This window comes from Streptomyces sp. NBC_01525, assembly GCF_045040405.1.
Lineage (GTDB): Bacteria > Actinomycetota > Actinomycetes > Streptomycetales > Streptomycetaceae > Streptomyces > Streptomyces benahoarensis.
Window position 1 is genome coordinate 2,421,696 of sequence record NZ_CP109397.1, and the last position, 23,706, is coordinate 2,445,401.

Below are 23,706 nucleotides of genomic sequence, written 5' to 3' on the forward strand. Positions count from 1 at the left end.
GCGCGGTCCGCGGGCGGCGCGGCCGTCTTCAGCACCCCGTCAACCACCGTTCACCACCACCTTCCTGGTGGCGTACGACTGCACCAGCCGCCCCAGGGCGAGCAGCGCCACCGCCCAGCCCGCCTGGAGCAGCAGGCCCCGCAGCGCACCGGCGCCGGTGCGGGCGCCGAGCAGTACATCGGCGGGGACCTGGAGCAGCGCCGCCCAGGGCAGCAGCTGCGCGGCGTGCGCGAGGGCGTCGGGGAAGACCGGCAGCGGCAGGACCATGCCGGAGAAGAACGTCGCCGCCAGGCCGGTGATCATCGACAGGCCGGCACCGTCCAGCAGCCAGAACGAGGTGAGCGCCACCAGATACCGCAGACCGAAGCTGACGACGACGGCCAAGATCGCCGAGGCGAGGAACAGCAGCCAGGTCAACGGCGCCTCGGGCAGGGCCAGTTCGAAGAAGCAGGCGCCTACGGCCAGCGGGACGATGCCCCGGCCGGCCAGCTGGAGCACCGCCCGCCCGAGGTCGGCGGCGAGCCACCACAGCTGGAGGTCGGCCGGGCGGTGCAGGTCGACCGCGATGTCCCCGGTGCGGATGCGGTCCTGGAGTTCGGCGATGCCGCCGCCGCCCATCATGGAGGTGGCGGCGAGCAGCGCCTGCCCGGTCCAGGCGAAGGTCAGCGCCTGCGGCAGGTCGTAGCCGCCCAGATGGGGCCGCTGGTCCCAGAGGGCGGTGTAGGAGTAGGCGACGATGAAGCCGAAGACGGTGTTGGTGAACACTCCGGCTGCGGTGGCGACCCGGTAGGTGGCGTAGCGCCGGAAACTCCCGGTCGCCACGGCCGCGTACAGCATCGAGCCGATTCCCCTTCCTGTTCGGCGCCGTGGGGCGCGGACGTGGTGCTGCGTCCGCGCCGGAGGGCGCGGACGTACGGCGCCCGGTCCGCCGGGCGCGCGGGGTGGTGCCCGCCTCGCGGGCGTGCGTCGGTGCCCGGCCGTGGGGCGCCGGGCCGGACGGTGCCGGACGGGCGCACCGGCGGCGGCCGGGCGGGGTGCGGAGGCGGATGAGGGTCGGGGGCGGGCGACGGGGCCACACCCGGGCGTCGGGCCGTTTTCCGGGCACTGAGGTCCGGCGGCGTACGTGCCGGGGCGGGGCCCGGCGGCAAAACACCGGAGCTTAGCGGGACGCCCGCCGCGGGCACCACGCATTTATCACCCGTGGGGGTGAGACAGGGGCGCCATCCGGCCGCCCGCGGACCGGTCACCGGTGTGTGCCGCACCCCGGGAACGGATCAGATGATGCGACAGTACGTATCGGGACAAGCATCATCATTCCCGCACATTGCGCGTATTCCTTCCGGTACCGGCCCGCCGCGGCATCCGCCCCGGCGGCGGCAGAGGAGCCCCACCAGACATGAGCGAAGAGCCGCACGGCCCGGAGAACGGCGGCCCCCGGAAGTGGGGCCCCCGCCCCGGCACTCCGGCAGCCGCAGGGACGGACACCGCCCGGCGCCGCGGAAGGCGCACCGGCTGGCGCCGCGCCTTCCCCACCTGGCGGATGCTCCTCGGCACCACCCTGCTGATCGTGCTGCTCGTCCTGGGCGGACTGGTCGCCGGATACCTCCTCGTCAACATCCCGGCCGCCAACAGCGCCGCCCGCGCCCAGAGCAACGTCTACCTCTACGCCGACGGCTCCGAGCTGGCGCGCGACGGCGACATCAACCGCGAGAACGTCGCCCTCTCGCAGATCCCCCAGCGCGTCCAGCGGGCCGTCCTCGCCGCCGAGGACCGCGACTTCCACTCCGAATCGGCCGTCGACCCCGCCGCCATGCTCCGCGCCGCCTGGAACACCGCCACCGGCAAGGGCAGACAGTCCGGTTCGACCATCACCCAGCAGTACGTCAAGAACTACTACCTCGGCCAGGAACAGACCCTCACCCGTAAGGCCAAGGAGTTCTTCATCGCCATCAAGCTGGACCGCGAGGTCAACAAGGACAAGATCCTGGAGGGCTACCTCAACACCAGCTACTACGGCCGCAACGCCTACGGCATCCAGGCCGCCTCCCAGGCGTACTACGGCACGAACGTCGACCAGCTCACCACCGCCCAGGGCGCCTACCTCGCGGCCCTCCTCAACGCCCCCAGCGCGTACGACGTCACCGCCCACCCCGAGAACCGCGCCCGCGTCCTCAGCCGCTGGAAGTACGTCCTGAACGGCATGGTCAAGGAGCGCTGGCTCAGCGCCGCCGACCGCGACGCCATGACCTTCCCCGCCCCCCTCTCCACCACCACCCCCGCCGGTCTCACCGGCCAGCGCGGCTACGTCGTCAAGGCCGTCACCGACTATCTGACCGACCACCACCTCGTCGACGAGGACACCCTGCGCTCCGGCGGCTACCGCATCACCACCACCCTGGAGCGCACACGCCAGGACGCCCTCACCCACGCCGTCGGCGCCAAACTCACCGACCGGCTCAGCGACACACGCCCCGTCGACGCCGCCGTCCGCGCCGGTGGCGCCTCCATCGACCCGGCGACCGGCCGCGTCGTCGCCCTCTACGGCGGCACCGACTACGCCAAGCAGTACGTCAACAGCGCCACCCGCCGCGACTACCAGGTCGGCTCCGTCTTCAAGCCGCTGGTCTTCGCCTCCGCCGTCCAGAACGGCTCGACCACCCAGAGCGGCGCCCGCATCACCCCGAACACCCCCTACGACGGCACCAACAAGCGCATGACCGTCCAGCACGGCCACTCCACCGGCTTCGCCCCCGCCAACGAGGACGACCGCTCCTACGGGCAGATCACGGTCACCGCCGCCATGGACAAGTCCGTCAACGCCGTCTTCGCCCAGATGGGTATCGACGTCGGCCCCGCCAAGGTCAAGGACACCGCCGTCGCCCTCGGCGTCCCCGAGGACGCCCCCGGACTCGCCACCTCCCAGGGCGCCATCTCCCTGGGCACCGCCACCCCCAGCGTCCTCGACATGACCCAGGTCTACGCCACCCTCGCGCACCACGGGCGGCACCGCCCGTACACCCTCGTCGACAAGGTCACCAAGGACGGGCAGCAGATCGCGCTGCCCGACCGGCCCGAGACCACCGCCGTGAGCCGCTCCGCCGCCGACACCACCACCTCGATGCTCCGCAACGTCGTCGAGGGCGGCACCGCCACCGCCGCCCAGGCCGCCGGGCGGCCCGCCGCGGGCAAGACCGGTACCGCCGAGAACGACAAGGCCGCCTGGTTCGCCGGGTACACCCCCGAACTCGCCACCGTCGTCGCCGTCCTCGGCCAGCACCCGGAGACCGCCGCGCAGCAACCCCTCTACGGTGCCGCCGGGCTGCCCCGCGTCAACGGCGGCGGCTTCCCCGCCCAGATCTGGGCCGACTACACCGCCGCCGCCCTGCGCGGGCATCCGGTCCGCAACTTCGACCTGAAACTGGAGCCCGGCGCCCAGGGCTCCGCCTCCCCGGGCCCGTCCGCCTCGGGCGCCTCCCCGTCCCCGTCCGGCTCCGCCACCGCCCCGACCGGCGGCCCGCAGCCCACCAACCGGCCCGGCGCCCCCACCGCGGGGCCACCGCCCGCCGGTCCCGGCGGCGCGGACGGCGGCACGGGCGCGGACGGCGGCGCAGGGGAGAACGGCGGCGGCGAGGGCGGTTACAGCTACTGAGCGACCGGCGAGGGCAGCGGTTACGGCTGCTGAGCGACGGCCGCCGGACGGGCGGCGAAGGCCGGTCCCGGACCGCCCGCCCCCGGCCGGGCTCAATGCCCCGATGTGGCCTTCAGCCCCACCACCGCGACCAGCAGCAGACAGATGAAGAAGATCCGGGCCGCGGTCACCGGCTCGCCGAGGACCACCATCCCGATCACCGCCGCACCGGCGGCGCCGATCCCGACCCACACGCCGTACGCCGTACCGATCGGCACCGTACGCGCCGCGACCGACAGCATCAGCATGCTCGCCACGATGCCCGCGCCGGTGAACACGCTCGGCCACAGCCGTGTGAACCCGTCGGTGAACTTCATCCCGATCGACCAGCCGACCTCCAGCAGACCGGCGACCGCGAGCAGGATCCATGCCATGACGGCACCTCCGTGAAAAAGCGTCAACAGGGGGTGCGTCGTCTTTTCCTGCCCGGTACGGCGCGTCTCGTCGGGTGCTCCCGAGGCTAGCAACGCGGTATGCGAAACGGGCGGTGACCTCGGTCACCGCCCGTACACCGCGGGCCCGCTCCCGTACGGCGGCGGGCCCCGGAACGCCTACAGGTACAGCCCCGTCGAATCGTCCGCGCCCTCCAGCCGCTCCGCGGCCACCGCGTGCAGATCCCGCTCCCGCATCAGCACGTACGCCACCCCGCGCACCTCGACCTCGGCCCGGTCCTCCGGGTCGTACAGCACCCGGTCACCGATCTCCACGGTCCGTACGTTCTGCCCCACGGCGACCACTTCGGCCCAGGCCAGCCGACGGCCGACGGCGGCGGTCGCCGGGATGACAATGCCCCCGGTCGAGCGGCGCTCGCCCTCGGGGATGTCCGTCCGCACCAGCACGCGGTCGTGCAGCATCCGGATCGGCAGCTTGTCGTGGGTTTCCTTGACGTTATTCGGGCTCACGGCACGACCGTACCCGTACCCCGGCCGCCGCCCGACCGCCGGGCGCCGCTCAGCCGCGCCGCTTCCGGGAGCGCACCACCAGCAGCCCCACGACGCCGACGCCGACCATCGCGACCGGCACGATCCGCTCCAGCCGCGGCGCACCGTCCTCCGACACCAACTGGGCGCGGACGTCCGACACCACGCGGTTGGCCGCCACATAGGCGCGACCGGCCGTGCGGTCCACCGCCTCGACGGTCTTCGCCTTCGCCTCACCGATGATCGTCTTCGGGTGCAGCCGCACACCGATCTCGTCGAGCATCACGGCGAGATCCTGCCGCCTGCGGACGATGTCCGCCTCGATCTGCGCAGGGGTCCTGGCTTCCGGCACCGCGCTGCCTCCGTCGTCTCGGGCCGATGCGTACGGGCCCTGGCACGAGGCCCCGTACGGAACCGGCCACCACATGCGTACCGATTCGTGCACACAGTCTGTCAGCTCACACCTCGCCGCGCCCCACAGCACCCCCTGTAACGCGTGGCCCCCGCACCCCGGCGCCACCGGGCCATCGGTCCGACGCCGTAATCTCGGGGCGTACGGAACCTTCGAAGGAGAGCCATGAGCGAGCGACTGCAGCCCGGCGACACCGCCCCCGCCTTCACCCTGCCCGACGCGGACGGAAACGAGATCTCGCTCGCCGGCCACAAGGGCCGCAAGGTCATCGTCTACTTCTACCCGGCCGCCCTCACCCCCGGCTGCACCAAGCAGGCGTGCGACTTCACCGACAACCTCGACTTCCTCGCAGGTCACGGCTACGACGTCATCGGCATCTCGCCCGACAAGCCGGAGAAGCTGGCGAAGTTCCGCGAGCAGGAGGAGCTGAAGGTGACGCTCCTCGGCGACCCCGACAAGAAGGTCCTGGAGGCGTACGGCGCCTTCGGCGAGAAGAAGCTGTACGGCAAGGTCGTCACCGGCGTGATCCGCTCCACCGTCATCGTCGACGAGGACGGCAAGGTCGAGCGCGCGCTGTACAACGTGAAGGCCACCGGCCATGTCGCGAAGATCATCAAGGATCTGAAGCTCGCACCGGCGTCCTGACGCGTTGACGTCCTGACGCGGTCGGTCCGGCGACGGGCGGGCGGACGGAGGCGGGCCCGCTCCGGCCACGCCGCGCCCGGTCCGGCGGCGGAGGGCGGAGGCGGGCGGTCCGGCGCCGCCACCCGCCCGCCGGACCGGCCCCGGGCGGCCTACTCCGGCCCGTCCGCCGCCACCGCCACCCGGTCCGGCAGCTCCAGCACCGCCCGGGCGCCGCCGTCCTCCGCCGCACCGAAGTCCAGCCGCGCCCCCAGCACCCCGGCCTGACCCACCGCGATCGTCAGCCCCAGACCGTGCCCGGTCCCCCGCTCCGGCGCCGCCGTACGGAACCGCCGCGGCCCCTCCGCACGCAGATCCGCCGGATACCCCGGCCCGTGATCCCGCACCACGATGCGGTTGCCCGCCACCACCACCTCGATCGGCGGCTTCCCGTGCCGCTCCGCGTTGGCCAGCAGATTCACCAGCACCCGCTCCACCCGGCGCCGGTCCGTCTCCACGATCCGCGGCTCCCCCTCGACCGTCACCGTCACCTCGTCCACGCCGCGCTGACCCGCCGCCCGCCGCACGATCCCCCGCACCAGCGACGGCAGCTCGCAGGCGTCCACATCCGCCCGCTCCACCCCGGCGTCCAGCCGCGACACCTCCAGCAGGTCCTCCACCAGCCGCCGCATCGCCTGCGCCCGGTCCCGCACCAGCTCCACCGCCCGCGGCTGCGGCAACAGCTCCGCCGCCGCCACCAGCCCCGCCACCGGCGTCCGCAGCTCATGCGCCACATCCGCGGTGAACTCCCGCTCCGCCTGCGCCTGCGCCGCCAGCGACGTCGCCATGTGATGCACACTCCGGCCCAACTCGGCCACCTCGTCCCGCCCCGCGCTCGCCAACCCGTCCCACTCCAGCTCCGGCCCCGCACCCGCCGCTATCCGCCGCGCCGCCGCCGCACTCAACCGCAGCCGCCGCGACAGCCGCTGCGCCACGAACCACGACACCCCCGCCATCAACACGACCGTGCCCACACCCGCGATCAGCAGCGCCCGGTCCAGCGCCACCCGCGCCGGATCGTCCTCCGGATACGCCGCCGACACCGACAGCGACCGCCCCCACCGCGCGCCGCCCGTCCCGTCGTCGACACCCGTCGCCGCCCACACCCGCGGATCCTCGCCCCCGCTCAGATACGTCCCCGACCGCCCCGCGAACACCGCGTCCCGCAACGGCCCCGGCAACGCCGCGTCGTCCAGCTGCGCCCCCATCGCCAGCGTCCCGTCCCGCTGGTATATCTGCACCGCCGAACTGAGCCGGACGTCCTGATACGCGCGCGCCGCACGCTCCCGCCCGGCATCGGCGATGTGATGCACCGCGAAACCCAGCACCACCACGGCGAGCGCCGTCATACACGAAATGGCCAGCGCGATCCGGCCCCTGATCCCCATCACGCGAGGCTGTACATCTCCGTCGTGTCCCCCATCGGCGTCGAACCGTCGTACGTCACCTCAAGCCCGGTGAACGCCCGGCCCCCCTCGACCGTCCGCACCCCGTACAGCCGGAACCTCGCCGGGAACACCGCGTCCCCCGCCGTCCCCGCCGCCGCCTTCTCCACCTGCACCACGCCCCGGCCCTCCGCCGATGTCCGGCCGTACCGCTCCCAGGTGATCCCCGTCGCCACCATCCCCGAGTCCGCACACGTCAACGTGATCACCTGCGGCTCGACCTCCGGCTCACCGAAGCCGCAGTCCCGCACCCCGGGCAGCCCGTCCGCCGCCGCCTTCTGCGGCGCCTCCCCGGGCGCCGGGCGCTGCCGCGCCGCCGACGTCTGCGGCGCCACATCGACCGCCGACGCGTGCCGGCCCGCCTGCGCACCCCACACCCCGGCCGCGATCAGCACCGTGAGCACGGCGCCCACCGGCACAGCGGTACGCCACCCCACCCGGCGCGCCCCTACGCGGTCGCCCATCGCCCTCTCCTTCCGGGGCCGCGGCCCCGCACCCCGCCCGTACACCCGACGCCACCACCCCCCGCGAGGGGCCCGGCGAACGGCGGCTTCGCGGGCACACGGCAACGGCACCGGCCCACCCTGCCCCGCCCCCCGCACGGGCTGATTGCCCGCACACGGCGATGACCGCGCGGCTTCGTACCAGTTCTGTAACAACGCCCCGCCGACCGGGTTCGGAGAGCCCCCGCTCGCGGACCTCGAAACCCCAGGCCACCATGGCTTTCCCCGGACGGCTCAGCCGGGGTGACGTACCTCCCCTTCCGGAGCCATGGTGGTTTGATCCGCGCTCGACTGCGCAGGCGCACCCGTCGTATCCCCGCGCACTTCGCGCTCTGAACGAGAGGACCGCCTCGTGCCGACCGGCAGCACCGAAGCAGACCCCGCTTCCGAACACGATCCGGAAGCCCTCAAGCGCCACCGTGCGCTCTTCCGTGCCATAGCCCGGCGCAGGAATCCCAAACTGCGGCGCACCGACATCACCATCACCGACGAGCGCGTGGTCAAGCGGGCCGTGAAGGCGGCCGCCCTCGGTAACGCCATGGAGTGGTTCGACTTCGGGATCTACAGCTATCTCGCGGTCACCATCGGCAAGGTCTTCTTCCCCAACGGCAGCGGCACCATCAGCCTGCTGTCGTCCTTCGCCACCTTCGCCGTGGCCTTCCTCGTCCGGCCCCTGGGCGGCGCCTTCTTCGGCCCCCTCGGCGACCGCGTCGGCCGCAAGAAGGTCCTCGCCCTCACCATGATCATGATGGCGGCGGGCACCTTCTGCATCGGCCTGATCCCCTCGTACGCGGCGATCGGCTTCTGGTCCCCGGCCCTGCTGATCCTCTTCCGGCTGGTCCAGGGCTTCTCGACGGGCGGCGAGTACGGCGGCGCGTCCACGTTCATCGCCGAGTACGCGCCCGACAAGAAGCGCGGCTACTTCGGCAGCTTCCTGGAGATGGGCACTCTGATCGGCTACACCGGCGCCGCCGGGATCGTGCTGATCCTCAACAGCACCGTCGGCGCCGACGCGATGCTCCACTGGGGCTGGCGCATCCCGTTCCTGGTCGCCGGACCGCTCGGCCTGGTCGGTCTCTACCTGCGGCTGCGCCTCGACGAGACCCCCGCCTTCCAGAAGCTGGAGGCGTCCCAGACGCACTTCGCCACCGGCTCGCCCGCCGAGGCCGAGGAGGAGTTCACGCACCTCTCCGAGAACGCCCCCAGGAAGAAGATCAGCGAGATCTTCGCCCAGCAGTGGCCCACGCTGATCCTCTGCATCGCCCTCGTCGGCGCGTACAACATCGCCGACTACATGCTGCTGTCGTACATGCCGACGTACCTCACCGACACCCTGCACTACAAGGAGTCACACGGCCTGCTGATCCTGCTGGCCACCATGATCGCGCTGATGCTGATCATCACCACCGTCGGCCGGCTCAACGACCGCTACGGCCGCAAACCGCTGCTGATGAGCGGCATGCTCGGCTTCTTCATCACCGCCATCCCCGCCTTCCTGCTGGTCAAGCAGGGCAGCCTCGCCGCGGTCATCGCGGGCATGGCCCTCCTGGGCCTCTCCCTCGTCTGCCTGCTGGGCACCATGTCCGCCGCCCTCCCGGCCCTCTTCCCCACGGACGTCCGCTACGGCTCGCTCTCCATCGGCTACAACCTCGCCGTCTCGCTTTTCGGCGGCACCACCCCGCTGGTGATCACCGCCCTGATGGGCGCCTTCGACGGGAACGTCATGGTCCCCGCCTACTACACGATGGGCGCCGCCCTCGTCGGCGTCATCGCCGTCGCCTGCATGGAGGAAACCGCCCAGCAGCCCCTGGCGGGCTCCCCGCCCTCGGTCGCCACCAAGGAGGAGGCGGTCGAAATGATCACGGCCCAGAACCAGGAGCCGAAGTTCTGAGGGGTGGCGCATGGGGAGGGGCCGGGGAGGGATTCCCCGGCCCTCTTCACGTTGGCGGGGCGCTTCTTGCACCGCCCGTATCCGATCGCAGATTCAATCGTTGTTCAGTTCGATAAGCGAGAGGGTGCACGGGATGGGCCTGGTGCGCCGCTACCGAGGGGGCAGCATGCCGGTGAGTCCGTATACGCGGGAGCGGCTGAAGGCCGCGGCGTCGACGTCACGCCGCCGAACCGCCAGCTACGGCGGGCACTCCGAGAGGCCGGTGTGCCCGAGCAGTGCGCGAGGTGCGGTGTCGGATCTGAATGGCGGGGGAAGCCCATGACGCTGGAGATCGATCACATCAGCGGGGACTGGAGTGACGACCGGCGGGAGAATCTGCGGTTGCCGTGTCCCAACTGCCACGCGATCACCAGTACCTGGTGCAGAGGCGGCCGCACACGGCGGACAACTGCCGGTACGATGAAGACGGCTGGCGGCGGTGGCGCAGTGGCGACGCAGCAGACTTAGGATCTGTGGCCCGTAAAGGGCTTGAGGGTTCGAATCCCTTCCGCCGCACCCTGAATGGCCTGCGAATCGAAGTTTCGGTTCGCAGGCCATTTCCCTGCGTACGGGCTCAGCCCAGAAGCTCCCGCACCACCGGAACCAGTGCCCGGAACGCCTTGCCGCGGTGGCTGATGGCGTTCTTTTCGTCGGGGGTCAGTTCGGCGCAGGTGCGGGTTTCGCCGAGGGGCTGAAGGATCGGGTCGTAGCCGAAGCCGCCGGTGCCGGACGGGGTGTGGCGGAGGGTGCCGGGGAGGGTGCCCTCGACGACGCGTTCGGTGCCGTCGGGGAGGGCGAGGGCGGCGGCGCAGGCGAAGTGGGCGGCGCGGTGGGCGTCGTCGATGTCGGAGAGCTGGGCGAGGAGCAGGTCGAGGTTGGCGCGGTCGTCGCCGTGGCTGCCGGACCAGCGGGCGGAGAAGATGCCCGGCGCGCCGCCGAGGACCTCGACGCAGAGGCCGGAGTCGTCGGCGACGGCCGGGTGGCCGGTGGCGCGGGCCAGGGCGTGCGCCTTCAGCAGGGCGTTCTCGGCGAAGGTGACGCCGGTTTCCTTGACGTCGGGGATCTCCGGGTAGGCGTCGGCGCCGACGAGTTCGACGTCGAGACCGGCGGCGGTGAGGATCGCGCGGAGTTCGGTGACCTTGCCGGGGTTGCGGGTGGCGAGGATGAGGCGGCGGGGTGCGGCGGGCCGCTGCTCGGTTGTGTGCTGCATGGGGAGTGATTATCCCGGGGTGCAGACCTTGGTCAGTTCCCCGGCCGCATCGGCGAGCGGCTGGAGGTCGGGGTTCTTGCCGTCCTGCATGGCCTGGCGGGCGTTGTCGATGCCGTCGTTCATGCGCTTCAGGGCCTTGGTGAGGTCGGGGTCGCCGGTGGCGTCGCCGATGCCCTTGAGGTCGCGGTCGAGGCCGTCGAGGGCCTTCTCGGTCTGCTCGGGGTGGTCGGCGGCGTTCTGCGCGGTCTGCTGGAGCTTGTCGACGCCGTTGGCGACGGCGGCGGCGGTGTGGGCACAGTCCATCGCCTTGTCGACGGCGCTACAGGCGGTGAGCACGGGCATCGCGAGCGCCGCGGCGGCGAGGGCCGCGAGGGCGGTGGCGGCGGGTCGTCGGCGCGGGCGGGTGCTACGGGTACGCAGGGTCATGGGACGGTTCCTCCCCAAAGCCATGAACAGGTAAAGCAGTTAGGGGGAGAAACGCGGGGCGGGGGAATTTGGTTGCCGCGAGGCGCTGGTGGATACGCCTCCGGCCGCGCCCCGGGAGGGGACGCGGCCGGACGGCACGAGCGGGCCGGGGCCCGGCGGGAAGGGCCGGGGCTCAGAGGGTGTGGGCGAGGGCCTCGCGCTGGGCGGCTTCGAGGTCGGCGCAGCCGGTGACGGCGAGGTCGAGGAGGGCGTTGAGTTCGTCGCGGGCGAAGGGCTCGGCCTCGGCGGTGCCCTGGACCTCGACGAAGCGGCCGTCGCCGGTGCAGACGACGTTCATGTCGGTCTCGGCGCGGACGTCCTCCTCGTAGCAGAGGTCGAGGAGCGGTACGGAGTCGACGATGCCGACGCTGACGGCGGAGACGGTGCCGGTCAGGGGCTTGCGTCCGGCCTTGACGATCTTCTTGTGCTGGGCCCAGGTGATCGCGTCGGCGAGGGCGACGTAGGCGCCGGTGACGGCGGCGGTGCGGGTGCCGCCGTCGGCCTGGAGGACGTCGCAGTCGAGGACGACGGTGTTCTCGCCGAGGGCCTTGAAGTCGATGACGGCGCGCAGCGAGCGGCCGATGAGGCGGCTGATCTCGTGGGTGCGGCCGCCGATCTTGCCGCGGACGGCCTCGCGGTCGCCGCGGGTGTTGGTGGAGCGGGGCAGCATCGCGTACTCGGCGGTGACCCAGCCCTCGCCGGTGCCCTTGCGCCAGCGGGGTACCCCCTCGGTGACGGAGGCGGTGCAGAAGACCTTGGTGTCGCCGAAGGAGACGAGGACGGAGCCTTCGGCGTGCTTGCTCCAGCCGCGTTCGAGGGAGACGGGGCGGAGCTGTTCGGGGGTGCGGCCGTCGATGCGAGACATGACGTAGAGCCTAGCGGGAACGGGGTGGGGGGCGGTCCGGCGGCGGAGGGGCAGGCCGGGAGCGGCCCCGGCCCGGGCCGGGGCGGGAGCCCTCCGGCCCGGCCCGGGAAGCCGCGGGCCCCGCCCGGTGCGTACGCCAAGGTCCCGCCCCCGGCACTCCCCGAGAACGCCACGGGCCCTGGTTGCCGTGCACGGGTGCACGGCAACCAGGGCCCGGGCAGGCGAGCGCCTCAGCTACATCAGATCTTCGATCTCCGCCGCGATCGGGTCCGCGTCGGTGCCGATGACGACCTGGATGGCGGTGCCCATCTTGACGACGCCATGGGCGCCGGCGGCCTTGAGGGCGGCGTCGTCGACGAGGGAGGCATCGACGACCTCGGTGCGCAGGCGGGTGATGCAGCCCTCGACCTCTTCGATGTTGTCGAGTCCGCCGAGCCCGGCGACGATCTTCTCAGCCTTGGTGGCCATGTCCACTCCTGCTTGTCTCGGCCGCCGGCGAGGGTGCCGGGCGGTGGTGCGGGGTGCGGTGGTGCCCTGCGATTGACGGAACGTCACGCACGTTCAGCCCAGCTTTACGGGCTTTTGTCCGCTGTCTGGCGAAGGATAGCGATCACCCGGAGTGCGTACCGGGGGCCCGGGGCCGCACCACAAGTGGTCTACACCACCAGTATGCGATACCCGCCGGGCACGGTGTCGTCGGGCGGTTGCCGGAGGTGGCGGATGAGTTCTGGCGCGGCGGCGGCACCCCGCACGAAGCGGGGCGCGCATCTCTTCCAGGGCATGCAGAAGATGGGGCGCAGCCTTCAGCTGCCGATCGCGGTGCTGCCCGCCGCGGGCATCCTGAACCGGCTGGGGCAGCCGGACGTCTTCGGCGCGGACGGGCTCGGCTGGAACGCCGTGGCCAAGGTTTTCGCGGGCGCGGGCGGCGCGCTGCTGGATTCGGGGCTGGGGCTGCCGCTGCTGTTCTGCGTCGGGGTGGCGATCGGGATGGCGAAGAAGGCGGACGGGTCGACGGCGCTCGCCGCGGTGGTGGGGTTTCTCGTCTACTTCGCGGTACTGCACCAGTTCCCCCAGGCGTGCCCGTCGGGGCAGACGTTCACGCAGGTGGGCCCGTGGGGCGGGGTGTGTGCGGGCGGGACGGGGACGGCGGCGCAGGCGACGTTCCAGAATCCGGGGGTGTTCGGCGGCATCGTGATGGGGTTCGCGGCGGCGTGGTGCTGGCAGCGGCTGCACCGGGTGAAGCTGGTGGACTGGCTGGGGTTCTTCAACGGGCGGCGGCTGGTGCCGATCGTGATGGCGTTCGTGGGGCTGGCGTTCGCGGCGGTCTGCCTGTTCGTGTGGCCGCCGGTCGGTGCCGCGCTGACGTCGTTCAGCAAGTGGCTGACGGATCTGGACTGGATCGGTTCGGGGATCTTCGGGACGGCGAACCGGGCGTTGCTGGTGGTGGGGTTGCACCAGTTCCTGAACACGTTCGTCTGGTTCCAGTTCGGCGACTTCACCAAGCCGGACGGCACGGTGGTGCACGGCGACATCAACCGCTTCCTGGCGGGCGATCCGACGGCGGGGCAGTTCACCACCGGCTTCTTCCCGATCATGATGTTCGCGCTGCCCGCCGCGGCGCTGGCGATCACGCACTGCGCGCGTCCGGGGCGCCGCAAGGAGGTGGGCGGGCTGATGCTGTCGGTGGCGCTGACGTCGTTCGTCACGGGCGTCACCGAGCCGATCGAGTACTCCTTCGTCTTCATCGCGCCGGTGCTGTACGGGATCCATGCGGTGCTGACGGGGGCGTCGCTGGCGGTGTGCTGGGCGCTGGGGGTGCACGACAGCTTCAGCTTCTCGGCGGGGCTGATCGACTACGTCATCAACTGGGGGCTGGCGACGAAACCGTGGCTCATCATTCCGATCGGGCTGTGCTTCGCGGCGCTCTACTACGCGCTGTTCCGGTTCGTGATCACGAAATTCGATCTGGCGACTCCGGGGCGTGAGCCGGTGGAAGTGGCGGAGGAATTGGAGCGGGAGAACGTGAAGTAGTCGCGGCGGTACGCGGGGTTTCCGGGATGGCCGTCCGGGGGTCGTGAGGCCGTACCGTGCCGGGAACGGCGGCAGGCGACGCCCTCCGGGACGCGAGACCGGAAACCTGCCCTGACCTGCATTTTTCCTGTACCGGTGACACGGCTCCCGGTCTCCTGGGCGCCCTCCTCCAGGGCCGCCCCGCATGTGGTCCACACCACTGGGAAGAATGGATTCCTTTCCGTCGGGACCACGTGCTAAGAATGGTCTAAACCACTGAGTGGTGTAGACAACAAGCGGGCCGCACCCCAGGAGTGCCCGCCGCACCTGGAGGAACCCGATGAGTTCGGCCACTGCCTCGGCGGCACCGGAAAAGAAAAGCCGCGGCTCCGCCGCCATGGCCGTCGGTCAGCGCATCGGCCGCAGCCTCATGCTGCCGATCGCCACACTGCCCGCCGCGGCGCTCATGGTCCGCCTCGGCCAGCCCGACATGCTCGGCCGGGACCACTTCCCCGCGTTCCTGAACAAACTCGCCGAGTTCATGGCGGCGGGCGGCGGGGCGCTGCTCGACAACATGCCGCTGCTGTTCGCGGTCGGTATCGCCATCGGCTTCGCGAAGAAGTCCGACGGCTCCACCGCGCTGGCCGCCGTCGTCGGCTATCTCGTCTTCAGCAAGGTGCTGGGCACCTTCACGGACGACAGCCTCCCCAAGGTCCAGCAGGTGATCGACGGGAAGATAGCCGAGGTCGCGCCGCCGGTGAACGCCGGTGTGCTCGGCGGTGTCGTGATCGGCATCGTGGTCGCCCTCCTCTACCAGCGCTACAGCCGCAAGAAGCTCCCCGACTGGCTGGGCTTCTTCAGCGGCCGCCGTCTGGTGCCGATCCTGGCGTCCTTCGCCGGTCTGGTCATCGGCATCGTCTTCGGCTACATCTGGCCGGTGCTCGGCGCCGGGCTGCACCACTTCGGTGAGTGGCTGGTCGGTTCGGGCGCGATCGGCGCCGGTGTCTTCGGCGTCGCCAACCGCGCGCTGATCCCCGTCGGCATGCACCACCTGCTCAACTCGTTCCCGTGGTTCCAGGCCGGTGACTTCGACGGCAAGCACGGCGACATCGCCCGCTTCCTCGCCGGTGACCCGCAGGCGGGCCAGTTCCTGACCGGCTTCTTCCCGATCATGATGTTCGCGCTGCCCGCCGCCTGTCTGGCGATCGTGCACTGCGCCCGCCCCGAGCGCCGCAAGGTCGTCGGCGGCATGATGTTCTCGCTCGCGCTGACCGCCTTCGTCACCGGCGTCACCGAGCCGATCGAGTTCACGTTCATGTTCATCGCGCCGGCCCTCTACGCGATCCACGCCCTGCTCACCGGTCTGTCGCTGGGCCTGACCTGGGCGCTCGGCATGAAGGACGGCTTCGGCTTCTCGGCCGGTGCCATCGACTACGTCCTCAACCTCGGCATCGCCACCAAGCCCTGGCTGCTGGCGCTGGTCGGCCTCTGCTTCGCGGTCGTGTACTACGCGCTCTTCCGCTTCGCGATCCTCAGGTTCAACCTCCCGACGCCGGGCCGCGAACCCGAGGACGAGGTGCCGGAGACGGAGAAGGAGACCGCGAAGGCCGCCGCGAAGGCTGCCGCGAAGACCGACGGTAAGGCTGCCGAGAAGGCGTCGCTGGCGAAGTAGCGGCTTCACCACGTACGAGGCGGCGGCCCCCGAGATCTCTCGGGGGCCGCCGCCCTTCCGCATCCGGGTCCGGTTCCGGGTCCGGTCAGACCTCGTGGACCGTGCCCGCGCGTGCCGTCTCGACCGGGCCGTCGTAGACCTTCTGTGCGTCGCGCAGGGTGATGTCCGGGTCGGTCCACGGCGGAATGTGGGTGAGGATCAACCGCCCGGCCCCGGCCCGCGCGGCGGCCTCGCCGGCCTCGCGCCCGTTGAGGTGCAGGTTCGGGATGTCCTCCTTGCCGTGCGTGAAGGACGCCTCGCAGAGGAAGAGATCGGTGCCCGCGGCGAGCCGGTCGAGCGCCGCACAGGGCCCGGTGTCACCGGAGTACGTCAGCGACCGCCCGCCGTGCTCGATCCGGAAACCGAACGCCTCGACAGGGTGGCTGACGAGTTCCGCCCGGACGGTGAACGGGCCGATCCGGAACGTTCCCTCCGACAGCGTCCGGAAGTCGAAGACCTCGCTCATCGCGCCCTCGTGCGGCAGGTCCGCGTGGGCGGCGGTCAGCCGCCGCTCGGTGCCCGCCGGGCCGTACACCGGCATCGGCCCGCAGCGGCCGCCGTCCGGCCGGTAGTAGCGGACGACGAAATAGCCGCACAGGTCGATGCAGTGGTCGGCGTGGAGGTGGGACAGCAGGACGGCGTCGAGGTCGTAGAGACCGCAGTGGCGCTGCAGCTCGCCGAGGGCGCCGTTGCCCAGGTCGAGGAGCAGCCTGAAGCCGTCGGCCTCCAAGAGGTAGCTCGAACAGGCCGAATCCGCGGAGGGGAACGACCCGGAGCATCCGACGACAGTGAGCTTCATGCGGGCGTGAACCTCCTGGGCGGGGACGGGCGGAGCGGCGGACCGTGCCAGGCGATGGCGTCCGGCGGGTGGCCGGTCCGTACGGGTGCCCGGCGGGTCCGGTCGCGCGGTGCGGTGCCCACGAGGGTAAGGCGCCCCGGGTGGCGCCGCTCCTGTGGCGGGGCGAGCTGTGGGAGGAATCACCAGTCCGGGTGGGCCCCGCGACGGGTCCGGCCGCCGTGCCGCGCGGGCCGGTCGCGGTACGCCCGGCGCCGGCCCGCGACGCACGGCGGCGGGCGGCCCGTCGCAGGGCCGCCCGCCGTCGAAGTGCTGCCTCCTGCCTAGGCCCAGAGCTGGCCGTGGAGGGTGGCGATGGCCGCCTCGGTGGATTCGGCGGTGTAGACGCCGGTGGAGAGGTACTTCCAGCCGCCGTCGGCGACGACGAAGACGATGTCGGCGCTCTCCCCGGCGCGCAGCGCCTTGCGGCCGACGCCGAGCGCGGCGTGCAGGGCGGCGCCGGTGGAGATCCCGGCGAAGATGCCCTCCTCCGCGAGGAGTTCGCGGGTGCGGGCGATGGCGTCCTCCGAGCCGACGGAGAAGCGCGTGGTGAGCACGGACTCGTCGTACAGCTCGGGGATGAAGCCCTCGTCGAGGTTGCGCAGACCGTAGACCACATCGTCGTAGCGCGGTTCGGCGGCGACGATCTGTACGCCGGGAACCTGCTCGCGCAGATAGCGGCCGACGCCCATGAGGGTGCCGGTGGTGCCCAGGCCCGCGACGAAATGGGTGACGGACGGGAGGTCGGCGAGGATCTCGGGGCCGGTGGTGGCGTAGTGCGCACCGGCGTTGTCCGGGTTGCCGTACTGGTAGAGCATCACCCAGTCGGGGTGCTCGGCGGCGATCTCCTTGGCGACGCGGACGGCGGTGTTGGAGCCGCCCGCCGCGGGCGAGGAAATGATCTCGGCGCCCCACATCGCGAGGAGTTCACGCCGCTCGGACGAGGTGTTCTCCGGCATCACACAGACGATGCGGTAGCCCTTGAGCTTGGCCGCCATGGCGAGCGAGATGCCGGTGTTGCCGCTGGTGGGCTCCAGGATCGTGCAGCCGGGGGTGAGCCTGCCGTCCTTCTCCGCCTGCTCGATCATGTGCAGCGCGGGGCGGTCCTTGACGGAGCCGGTGGGGTTGCGGTCCTCCAGCTTGGCCCAGATGCGGACGTCGGCGGAGGGCGAGAGGCGCGGCAGGCGGACGAGGGGGGTGTTCCCGACCGCCGCCAGCGGGGAGTCGTACCGCATGTCAGGCCATGCCCGCCGGGCTGCCGTCCGCGGCGGCGGAGCCACCGGCGACGGCCGGGAGGATGGTGACGTTGTCACCATCGGTCAGCTTGGTGGCGATGCCGTCCAGGAACCGGACGTCCTCGTCGTTGAGGTAGACGTTGACGAAGCGGCGCAGCTGCCCGCCGTCGACGAGGCGCGCCTTGATGCCCGCGTGGCGGCTCTCCAGGTCGTCGAAGAGGTCGGCGAGGGTGTTCCCGCTGCCCTCGACGGCCTTCGCGCCGTCGGTGTAGGTGCGCAGGATGGTCGGGATTCGGACCTCGATGGCCATGAGAGAGCTCCTGTCGGAGTGCGGGGGCGGATGGCTGTGCGTCCCGTGTGCACGGCGTACGGCGGTGCGGGTGTGGCGGGTGGTGCAGGCCCGGATCAGGCCGCGGCGCGGCCCGGACACAGGGCGCTGGTCAGGCGGCACAGGTCGATGTGCAGCCGGGCGGCTCCGCAGCCGAACGCGCCCAGCAGGGCGGAGGCGGAGCGACGCGTGGCGAGCGGAGCCTGCTGGCGCATGGCCCTCCTCTGCTCGCTCACGTCGCGGTCAACCATGCGGTCATCGTATCGATTCCCGGTCCGGGTTTTGATACCTCGTCCCATGATGCGGACGGTTGTGTACGTCAGGTGGGACGCGGCGGGCGGCGGTCCGCCCGGGACGGCGAGGAACCCCAGGTCACGGCGGGCGGGCCGCCCCCGGCGGACGCGCTCCCGGACGGCCGGTCCGGGCCCGGACCGTCAGGCGTACGCCGCGACGATCCGCACCTCCTCCTCGGTGATCTCGCCGTCCACGATGCGGAACGAGCGGAACTGGAAGGGGCCCGCATCGTCCGTGTCGGCGGTGGAGACGAGGACGTAGTGCGCGCCGGGCTCGCCCGCGTAGCCGACGTCGGTGCGGGAGGGGTACGCCTCGGTGGCGGTGTGCGAGTGGTAGACGATCACCGGCTCCTCGTCGCGGTCGTCCATCTCACGGTAGAGGGAGAGGAGATCGGCGGAGTCGAACTCGTAGAACGTGGGCGAGCGGGCGGCGTTGAGCATCGGGATGAACCGCTCGGGGCGGTCGCTGCCGGCCGGTCCCGCGACGACACCGCACGCCTCGTCGGGGTGGTCCTGGCGGGCGTGCGCGACGATCCGGTCGTGGAGGTCCTGGGTCAGGGTCAGCATGCGGCAAGGATAGGAGGGCGTCCGCGGCGGCCGGGAGCGGGTGCGCCGCGGTGGGCGGCGCATACGGCGACGGGCCCGTACCCACCGCGGGATGCGATGCGTACGGGCCCGTCGCCGGACAGCGGCCGGTCAGTCCTTGGCGTCCGTACCGGGCGTCTGCTCCCCGGTGGCCGAGGCCGGGACGGCGGCGCAGGCCTCGGAGCCCCCGGCCGACCGACGCTTGATGGACAGGTAGCCGACGCCCAGGATGGCCGCCCAGATCGGCGCCGCGTAGAGCGAGATGCGGGCGTCCGGGTCGACGCCCATCAGCACGATGACCATGCCGATGAATGCCAGCGCGAAGATCGAGGTGTACGGGGCGCCGGGCGCCTTGAACTCCGACTGCGGCAGTTCACCGCGGTTGGCCTTGGCCCGGTAGCGCAGCTGCGAGAGGAGGATGACGACCCACGCCCACATGCCGGAGATCGTGGCGAAGGACACCACGTAGTTGAACGCGTCGCCGGGCCACTGGTAGTTGATCCAGACGCCGACCAGCATCATCCCGACGGAGACGCCGGTGCCCCAGGTGGGCAAACCGTTTTTGCTCAGGTGCGTGAAGAGCTTCGGTCCCTGACCGTTGAGCGCGAGGTCGCGGAGCATCCGGCCGGTGGAGTACATCCCGGAGTTGGCGGACGAGAGGGCAGCGGTCAGCACGACGAAGTTGACGATGCCGGCGCCGGCGGGCAGGCCGATCTCCTGGAAGGCACGGACGAACGGGCTGACGCCGGGCTCGAAGACCGTCCAGCTGACGACCGACAGGATGATGATGAGCGCACCGATGTAGAAGAGGCCGATGCGCCACGGCACGGTGTTGATCGCCTTCGGCAGAATCTTCTTCGGGTCCTTCGCCTCGCCCGCGGTGACGCCGACGAGTTCGACGGCGAGGAACGCGAACATCACGATCTGAAGGGTCATCAAAGTGCCGCCGATGCCCTTGGGGAAGAATCCGCCGTCGGCCCAGAGGTGACTGAAGGAAGCGGTCTTACCGGCATCCGAGAAGCCCAGGATGATGACGCCGAGACCGATGAGGATCATGCCGATGATCGCGGTGACCTTGACCATCGAGAACCAGAATTCGAGTTCACCGAAGATCTTCACGGAGATCAGGTTGATCCCGAAGAGCGCGACGGTGAAGACGAGCGATGACACCCATTGGGGTATGTCTTGGTTCCAGTAGTGGATATAGGTGGCTGCGGCGGTGACTTCCGTGATTCCGGTCACAACCCAGAAAAGCCAGTAGGTCCAGCCGGTCACAAAGCCGATGAAGGGGCCGAGGAATTCGCGTCCGTACTCCGAGAAGGAGCCGGAGACCGGGCGGTACATGAGCAGTTCGCCCAGCGCCCGCATGATGAAGAAGATGACGAGACCGACGATCGCGTAGGCCAGGATGATACTGGGCCCCGCCTTGGATATCGCCTTGCCCGCGCCGAGAAACAGGCCGGTACCGATGGCGCCACCAATGGCGATCATCTGGATCTGGCGGTTTCCCAGACCCCGCTGGTAGCCCTCTTCCGGGCCTTCCCCAGCCGCCTCATTGGCGTCGTGCTGCTTATCGACCTGCACAGAGGTCATGAGTGGTGCGCCTTTCTCCATACCGACCCGGCCTGTCCGGATCGGGTTCCGATCCCCCCGGATGGAGTTCCTGCACGCCGGCGGTGGCCGGCTCAGCGCTCCCGCAGCGACAGGGGTGGCGTCGCTCACGGCAGGTCGTGAACATCTATCACGGCGCCTTGGATGGCGACCAGAGACGTCGTAAGGCAAGGTCGCGCGAAAATTAGGACAAAGCCCTAAACAATCGGCAAGGCGCACGCGTGCGAGATGGGATCGTTATCCGGATTTGAGCATCCTCTGAGCGAACGCTTGAGGAATGGTAACCAGGACTCAGGCCATCAGCGATTCGACGAGCGTTTCCTGGAGACCGCCGAGCCAGAGGTAGGCCAGCACCATGGGCTTACGGGGATCGGAGTCCGGAAGGCGCAGCAGCTCGCCGCCGTCGTCCTCGTCGGTGACCTCCAGGCGGGTGCCGATGGCCAGCCGGAGGTCGTTGAGCCCGCCGAGCCAGCGGCGGCACTCCTCGGGTGTGAGCCGCAGCACGGCGCCGTTCTCCGGGTCGGGGTGCAGCGCGTCGAGCGACCGGATCAGCGCGAGTGCGTCGTCGCGTTTGCGGGCGCGCAGATCATTCTCGGTGTAGCGGCGGAACTCCGCGGACGCGGCGCGTACGTCGTCGTCCGGCACCCGGTCCGGGCCGCCGTACGCGTCCGGGAAGAGGCGGGCGAGTACGGGGTCGGCGGGCGGTTCGCTCGGGCCGTCCCGGAAGACGGAGGCAAGCAGGTCCTCCGCGGCGTCGCCGCTCTCGTCACCGGGGCCGACCAGCTCCAGGAGCTGGACGGCGAGGCTGCGAAGGATGGAGATCTCGACCTCGTCGAGGGCGACGGCCGCGCCGCCGCCGGGCCGGGGCTCGAAGTGGCCGGCCATCAGCGGTCCTGCTGAAGGGTCGCCCACAGGCCGTAGCCGTGCATGGCCTGCACGTCGCGCTCCATTTCCTCGCGGCTGCCGCTGGAGACCACCGCGCGGCCCTTGTGATGGACGTCGAGCATGAGCTGGTGCGCCTTGTCCTTGCTGTAGCCGAAGTAGGACTGGAAGACGTAGGCGACGTAGCTCATGAGGTTGACGGGGTCGTTGTGGACGACCGTGACCCAGGGGACGTCGGGTTCGGGCACCGCGTAGGGTGCCTCGCTCGACTCGGGGCGCTCGATCTCCACTGGGACACTCACACGCCCCATGCTGCCACCCGGGGCCGGGCCGTGCACAAACGCCCCTGGGCGGGTGAGTCGGCCCGGGGTCCGCACCGGGCGCCGGACACCCGCTCGCGGGGCCCGGCCGACAGGGCCGCGATGCCGCCGCCGACGGGGCGCCCGGCCCACCGTGAGCGGCATCACGGGCCCGGCCACCAGAAATCGTCAATCTGACGAGTATTGGGGGTAGCATCGTCCGCATGAACACAGCAGACCTGGGGCTGCCGGTGGCGGTGCCGTCGACGGCGCTCTTCACCGACCAGTACGAACTCACCATGCTGCAGGCCGCGTTGCGGTCCCAGAACGCCGACCGGCGCTCGGTCTTCGAGGTCTTCACCCGGCGCCTGCCCGAGGGCCGGCGCTACGGCGTGGTCGCCGGCACCGGCCGGGTGCTGGACGCGGTGGAGAACTTCCGCTTCGACGAGACCATCCTGGGCTTCCTGCGCGAGCGTGGCATCCTGGACGAGCCGACGCTGGAGTGGCTGGCCGGCTACCGCTTCCGCGGCGACATCTGGGGCTACCCGGAGGGCGAGGTCTACTTCCCCGGCTCCCCGATCATGCGGGTCGAGGGCACCTTCGCCGAGGCGGTGCTGCTGGAGACGGTGATCCTCTCCATCCTCAACCACGACTCCGCGGTCGCCGCCGCGGCGTCCCGGATGTCGGTGGCCGCCGGGGACCGTCCGCTGATGGAAATGGGCGCCCGCCGCACCCACGAGCTGGCCGCGGTCGCCGCCGCCCGCTCCGCGTACGTCGGCGGCTTCCACACCACCTCCGATCTGGCCGCCGGCTTCCGCTACCACATCCCCACCGTGGGGACGAGCGCGCACGCCTTCACGCTGCTGCACGACACCGAGCGGGACGCGTTCACCGCGCAGGTCGACACGCTCGGCCGCGGCACCACGCTGCTGGTCGACACCTTCGACGTGACGGAGGCGGTGCGCCTCGCCGTCGAGGTCGCGGGCCCGGAGCTGGGCGCCGTCCGCATCGACTCCGGCGATCTGCTGCTCGTCGCCCACCGGGTGCGCCAGCAGCTGGACGAGCTGGGCGCGACCCACACCAAGATCGTGGTGACCAGCGATCTGGACGAGTACGCCATCGCCTCGCTCGCCGCCGCCCCCGTCGACGCGTACGGCGTCGGCACCCAACTGGTGACCGGCAGCGGGCACCCGACCTGCTCGATGGTGTACAAGCTGGTCGCCCGCGCGCAGAGCGACGCACCCGACGCGCCGCTGCGGCCGGTCGCGAAGAAGTCGCTGGGCGGCAAGTCGTCGGTCGGCGGCCGCAAGTGGGCGGCGCGGCGGCCGGACGAGAACGGCGTCGCGGAGGCGGAGGTCATCGGCGTCGGCGAGGTGCCCGCGGAGCTGGCCGGCCGGCAGCTGCTGGTGCCGCTGGTGACCGACGGCAAGGTGGTCGCCCGCGAGCCGCTGGACGCCGCCCGGGACCGGCACATCGCCGCCCGCGCGGGGCTGCCGCTCTCGGCGACCCAGCTCTCCCGCGGCGAGCCGGTGCTGCCCACCGAGTACCTCTGAGGCACGGCCGCGGGCGTCCCAGGCGCGGCGGCGGGCGTCCCAGGCGCGGCGGCGGGCGTCCCAGGCGCGGCGGCGGGCGTCCGGACCCGGTGCCCGCCGTGACCGGGCCGCCCGTGCGCCGCGCCACCCGGGCGGCGTACGCCCCCTCCCCCCGGCGGCCGTGGCGTGGCTACGCTCGGCTGTAGGGCCACACCGTTCACCGGCGCCCCGGCCGTCCCCACCCGTTCCGCCTTCTCCACCCGTTC

The 23,706-nt window shown here is 71.4% G+C and carries 23 protein-coding genes, 1 tRNA gene, 2 pseudogenes and 1 riboswitch; of the genes and pseudogenes, 8 read left to right on the top strand and 18 right to left on the bottom strand.

The genetic code is table 11. From position 1 onward, the window contains the following. Positions 1–39: 39 nt before the first annotated feature. On the bottom strand, positions 40–837 hold the full coding sequence (locus OG422_RS10750) for an ABC transporter permease (RefSeq protein ID WP_405742271.1): 798 nt from the start codon (positions 835–837) through the stop codon (positions 40–42). Positions 838–1,396: 559 nt separating this feature from the next. Between OG422_RS10750 and OG422_RS10755 the strand changes: the two genes are divergently transcribed. Next, the gene (locus tag OG422_RS10755; protein ID WP_405742273.1) at positions 1,397–3,649 is read left to right on the top strand and encodes a transglycosylase domain-containing protein; all 2,253 of its coding nucleotides are present in this window, start codon (positions 1,397–1,399) and stop codon (positions 3,647–3,649) included. Positions 3,650–3,741: 92 nt separating this feature from the next. Here the strand turns inward: OG422_RS10755 and OG422_RS10760 are convergent, their stop codons facing one another. From OG422_RS10760 to OG422_RS10770, 3 genes are all read right to left on the bottom strand, one after another. Further along, entirely contained in the window at positions 3,742–4,062 is a 321-nt protein-coding gene (locus OG422_RS10760) for a multidrug efflux SMR transporter (RefSeq protein ID WP_143944360.1), read from the bottom strand. Positions 4,063–4,094: 32 nt separating this feature from the next. Next, positions 4,095–4,158: riboswitch (guanidine-III (ykkC-III) riboswitch) on the bottom strand. Positions 4,159–4,239: 81 nt separating this feature from the next. Beyond that, positions 4,240–4,542 (bottom strand): co-chaperone GroES, encoded by a 303-nt coding sequence (locus tag OG422_RS10765; RefSeq protein WP_143944362.1) that lies wholly within the window; start codon positions 4,540–4,542, stop codon positions 4,240–4,242. 97 nt (positions 4,543–4,639) lie between these two features. Continuing rightward, a complete protein-coding gene (locus tag OG422_RS10770) occupies positions 4,640–4,960 on the bottom strand; it encodes a DUF3618 domain-containing protein (protein ID WP_143944359.1) in 321 nt (106 codons plus the stop codon). A gap of 225 nt (positions 4,961–5,185) precedes the next feature. On the opposite strand from OG422_RS10770, the gene bcp reads away from it, so the two are divergent. Further along, complete coding sequence (bcp, locus tag OG422_RS10775; protein ID WP_143944358.1) at positions 5,186–5,665, top strand: thioredoxin-dependent thiol peroxidase; 480 nt, start codon at positions 5,186–5,188, stop codon at positions 5,663–5,665. 149 nt (positions 5,666–5,814) lie between these two features. Here the strand turns inward: bcp and OG422_RS10780 are convergent, their stop codons facing one another. Next, on the bottom strand, positions 5,815–7,050 hold the full coding sequence (locus OG422_RS10780; RefSeq protein ID WP_405742276.1) for a sensor histidine kinase: 1,236 nt from the start codon (positions 7,048–7,050) through the stop codon (positions 5,815–5,817). A 38-nt stretch (positions 7,051–7,088) separates the two neighbouring features. After that, the gene (locus OG422_RS10785) at positions 7,089–7,610 is read right to left on the bottom strand and encodes a hypothetical protein (RefSeq protein WP_405742278.1); all 522 of its coding nucleotides are present in this window, start codon (positions 7,608–7,610) and stop codon (positions 7,089–7,091) included. Positions 7,611–8,001: 391 nt separating this feature from the next. On the opposite strand from OG422_RS10785, the gene OG422_RS10790 reads away from it, so the two are divergent. The 3 genes and pseudogenes from OG422_RS10790 (at position 8,002) to OG422_RS10800 (ending at position 10,095) form a co-directional block, all read left to right on the top strand. Further along, on the top strand, positions 8,002–9,540 hold the full coding sequence (locus OG422_RS10790) for an MFS transporter (protein ID WP_405742280.1): 1,539 nt from the start codon (positions 8,002–8,004) through the stop codon (positions 9,538–9,540). A 237-nt stretch (positions 9,541–9,777) separates the two neighbouring features. Continuing rightward, positions 9,778–10,047, top strand: a pseudogene (locus OG422_RS10795) (HNH endonuclease); the annotation flags it as partial. Next, a tRNA-Leu gene (locus OG422_RS10800) sits at positions 10,013–10,095 on the top strand. The pseudogene OG422_RS10795 and the gene OG422_RS10800, both read left to right, overlap by 35 nt. A 58-nt stretch (positions 10,096–10,153) precedes the next feature. Here the strand turns inward: OG422_RS10800 and rdgB are convergent. The 4 genes from rdgB to OG422_RS10820 form a co-directional block, all read right to left on the bottom strand. Continuing rightward, positions 10,154–10,789 carry an RdgB/HAM1 family non-canonical purine NTP pyrophosphatase gene (rdgB, locus tag OG422_RS10805; protein ID WP_405742282.1) on the bottom strand — a complete coding sequence of 212 codons (636 nt, stop codon included), beginning with the start codon at positions 10,787–10,789 and terminating at the stop codon, positions 10,154–10,156. Between the two features lie 9 nt (positions 10,790–10,798). After that, on the bottom strand, positions 10,799–11,215 hold the full coding sequence (locus tag OG422_RS10810; protein ID WP_143944416.1) for a hypothetical protein: 417 nt from the start codon (positions 11,213–11,215) through the stop codon (positions 10,799–10,801). A 172-nt stretch (positions 11,216–11,387) separates the two neighbouring features. Further along, entirely contained in the window at positions 11,388–12,119 is a 732-nt protein-coding gene (gene rph, locus OG422_RS10815) for a ribonuclease PH (RefSeq protein WP_143944415.1), read from the bottom strand. A gap of 234 nt (positions 12,120–12,353) precedes the next feature. Next, positions 12,354–12,587: a glucose PTS transporter subunit EIIB gene (locus OG422_RS10820; RefSeq protein WP_143944955.1), complete on the bottom strand. Its 234-nt coding sequence runs from the start codon at positions 12,585–12,587 to the stop codon at positions 12,354–12,356. Positions 12,588–12,839: 252 nt separating this feature from the next. On the opposite strand from OG422_RS10820, the gene OG422_RS10825 reads away from it, so the two are divergent. Continuing rightward, positions 12,840–14,150: a PTS transporter subunit EIIC gene (locus tag OG422_RS10825; RefSeq protein WP_405742285.1), complete on the top strand. Its 1,311-nt coding sequence runs from the start codon at positions 12,840–12,842 to the stop codon at positions 14,148–14,150. 319 nt (positions 14,151–14,469) lie between these two features. After that, positions 14,470–15,735, top strand: a pseudogene (locus tag OG422_RS10830) (PTS transporter subunit EIIC); the annotation flags it as partial. A 151-nt stretch (positions 15,736–15,886) separates the two neighbouring features. On the opposite strand, the gene OG422_RS10835 reads toward OG422_RS10830, so the two are convergent. The 8 genes from OG422_RS10835 to clpS form a co-directional block, all read right to left on the bottom strand. Then, positions 15,887–16,639 carry an MBL fold metallo-hydrolase gene (locus OG422_RS10835; RefSeq protein ID WP_143941964.1) on the bottom strand — a complete coding sequence of 251 codons (753 nt, stop codon included), beginning with the start codon at positions 16,637–16,639 and terminating at the stop codon, positions 15,887–15,889. A gap of 320 nt (positions 16,640–16,959) precedes the next feature. Next, positions 16,960–17,910, bottom strand: coding sequence for a PLP-dependent cysteine synthase family protein (locus OG422_RS10840; protein ID WP_405742288.1), 951 nt, complete (start codon positions 17,908–17,910; stop codon positions 16,960–16,962). A 1-nt stretch (position 17,911) separates the two neighbouring features. Next, positions 17,912–18,220, bottom strand: a complete 309-nt coding sequence (locus tag OG422_RS10845; protein ID WP_143941962.1) for a MoaD/ThiS family protein — start codon at positions 18,218–18,220, stop codon at positions 17,912–17,914. Positions 18,221–18,315: 95 nt separating this feature from the next. Then, the gene (locus OG422_RS10850; protein ID WP_405742290.1) at positions 18,316–18,489 is read right to left on the bottom strand and encodes a putative leader peptide; all 174 of its coding nucleotides are present in this window, start codon (positions 18,487–18,489) and stop codon (positions 18,316–18,318) included. Positions 18,490–18,672: 183 nt separating this feature from the next. After that, positions 18,673–19,098 carry a Mov34/MPN/PAD-1 family protein gene (locus OG422_RS10855; protein ID WP_143941960.1) on the bottom strand — a complete coding sequence of 142 codons (426 nt, stop codon included), beginning with the start codon at positions 19,096–19,098 and terminating at the stop codon, positions 18,673–18,675. A 129-nt stretch (positions 19,099–19,227) separates the two neighbouring features. Next, the gene (locus tag OG422_RS10860) at positions 19,228–20,709 is read right to left on the bottom strand and encodes an amino acid permease (protein ID WP_405742293.1); all 1,482 of its coding nucleotides are present in this window, start codon (positions 20,707–20,709) and stop codon (positions 19,228–19,230) included. Between the two features lie 309 nt (positions 20,710–21,018). Continuing rightward, positions 21,019–21,612 (bottom strand): DUF2017 domain-containing protein, encoded by a 594-nt coding sequence (locus OG422_RS10865; RefSeq protein ID WP_405742295.1) that lies wholly within the window; start codon positions 21,610–21,612, stop codon positions 21,019–21,021. Continuing rightward, the gene (clpS, locus tag OG422_RS10870) at positions 21,612–21,920 is read right to left on the bottom strand and encodes an ATP-dependent Clp protease adapter ClpS (RefSeq protein WP_030283369.1); all 309 of its coding nucleotides are present in this window, start codon (positions 21,918–21,920) and stop codon (positions 21,612–21,614) included. Before clpS ends, OG422_RS10865 begins: the two co-directional genes overlap by 1 nt. Positions 21,921–22,132: 212 nt before the next feature. On the opposite strand from clpS, the gene OG422_RS10875 reads away from it, so the two are divergent. Then, the gene (locus OG422_RS10875; protein WP_405742297.1) at positions 22,133–23,461 is read left to right on the top strand and encodes a nicotinate phosphoribosyltransferase; all 1,329 of its coding nucleotides are present in this window, start codon (positions 22,133–22,135) and stop codon (positions 23,459–23,461) included. Positions 23,462–23,706: the final 245 nt, after the last annotated feature.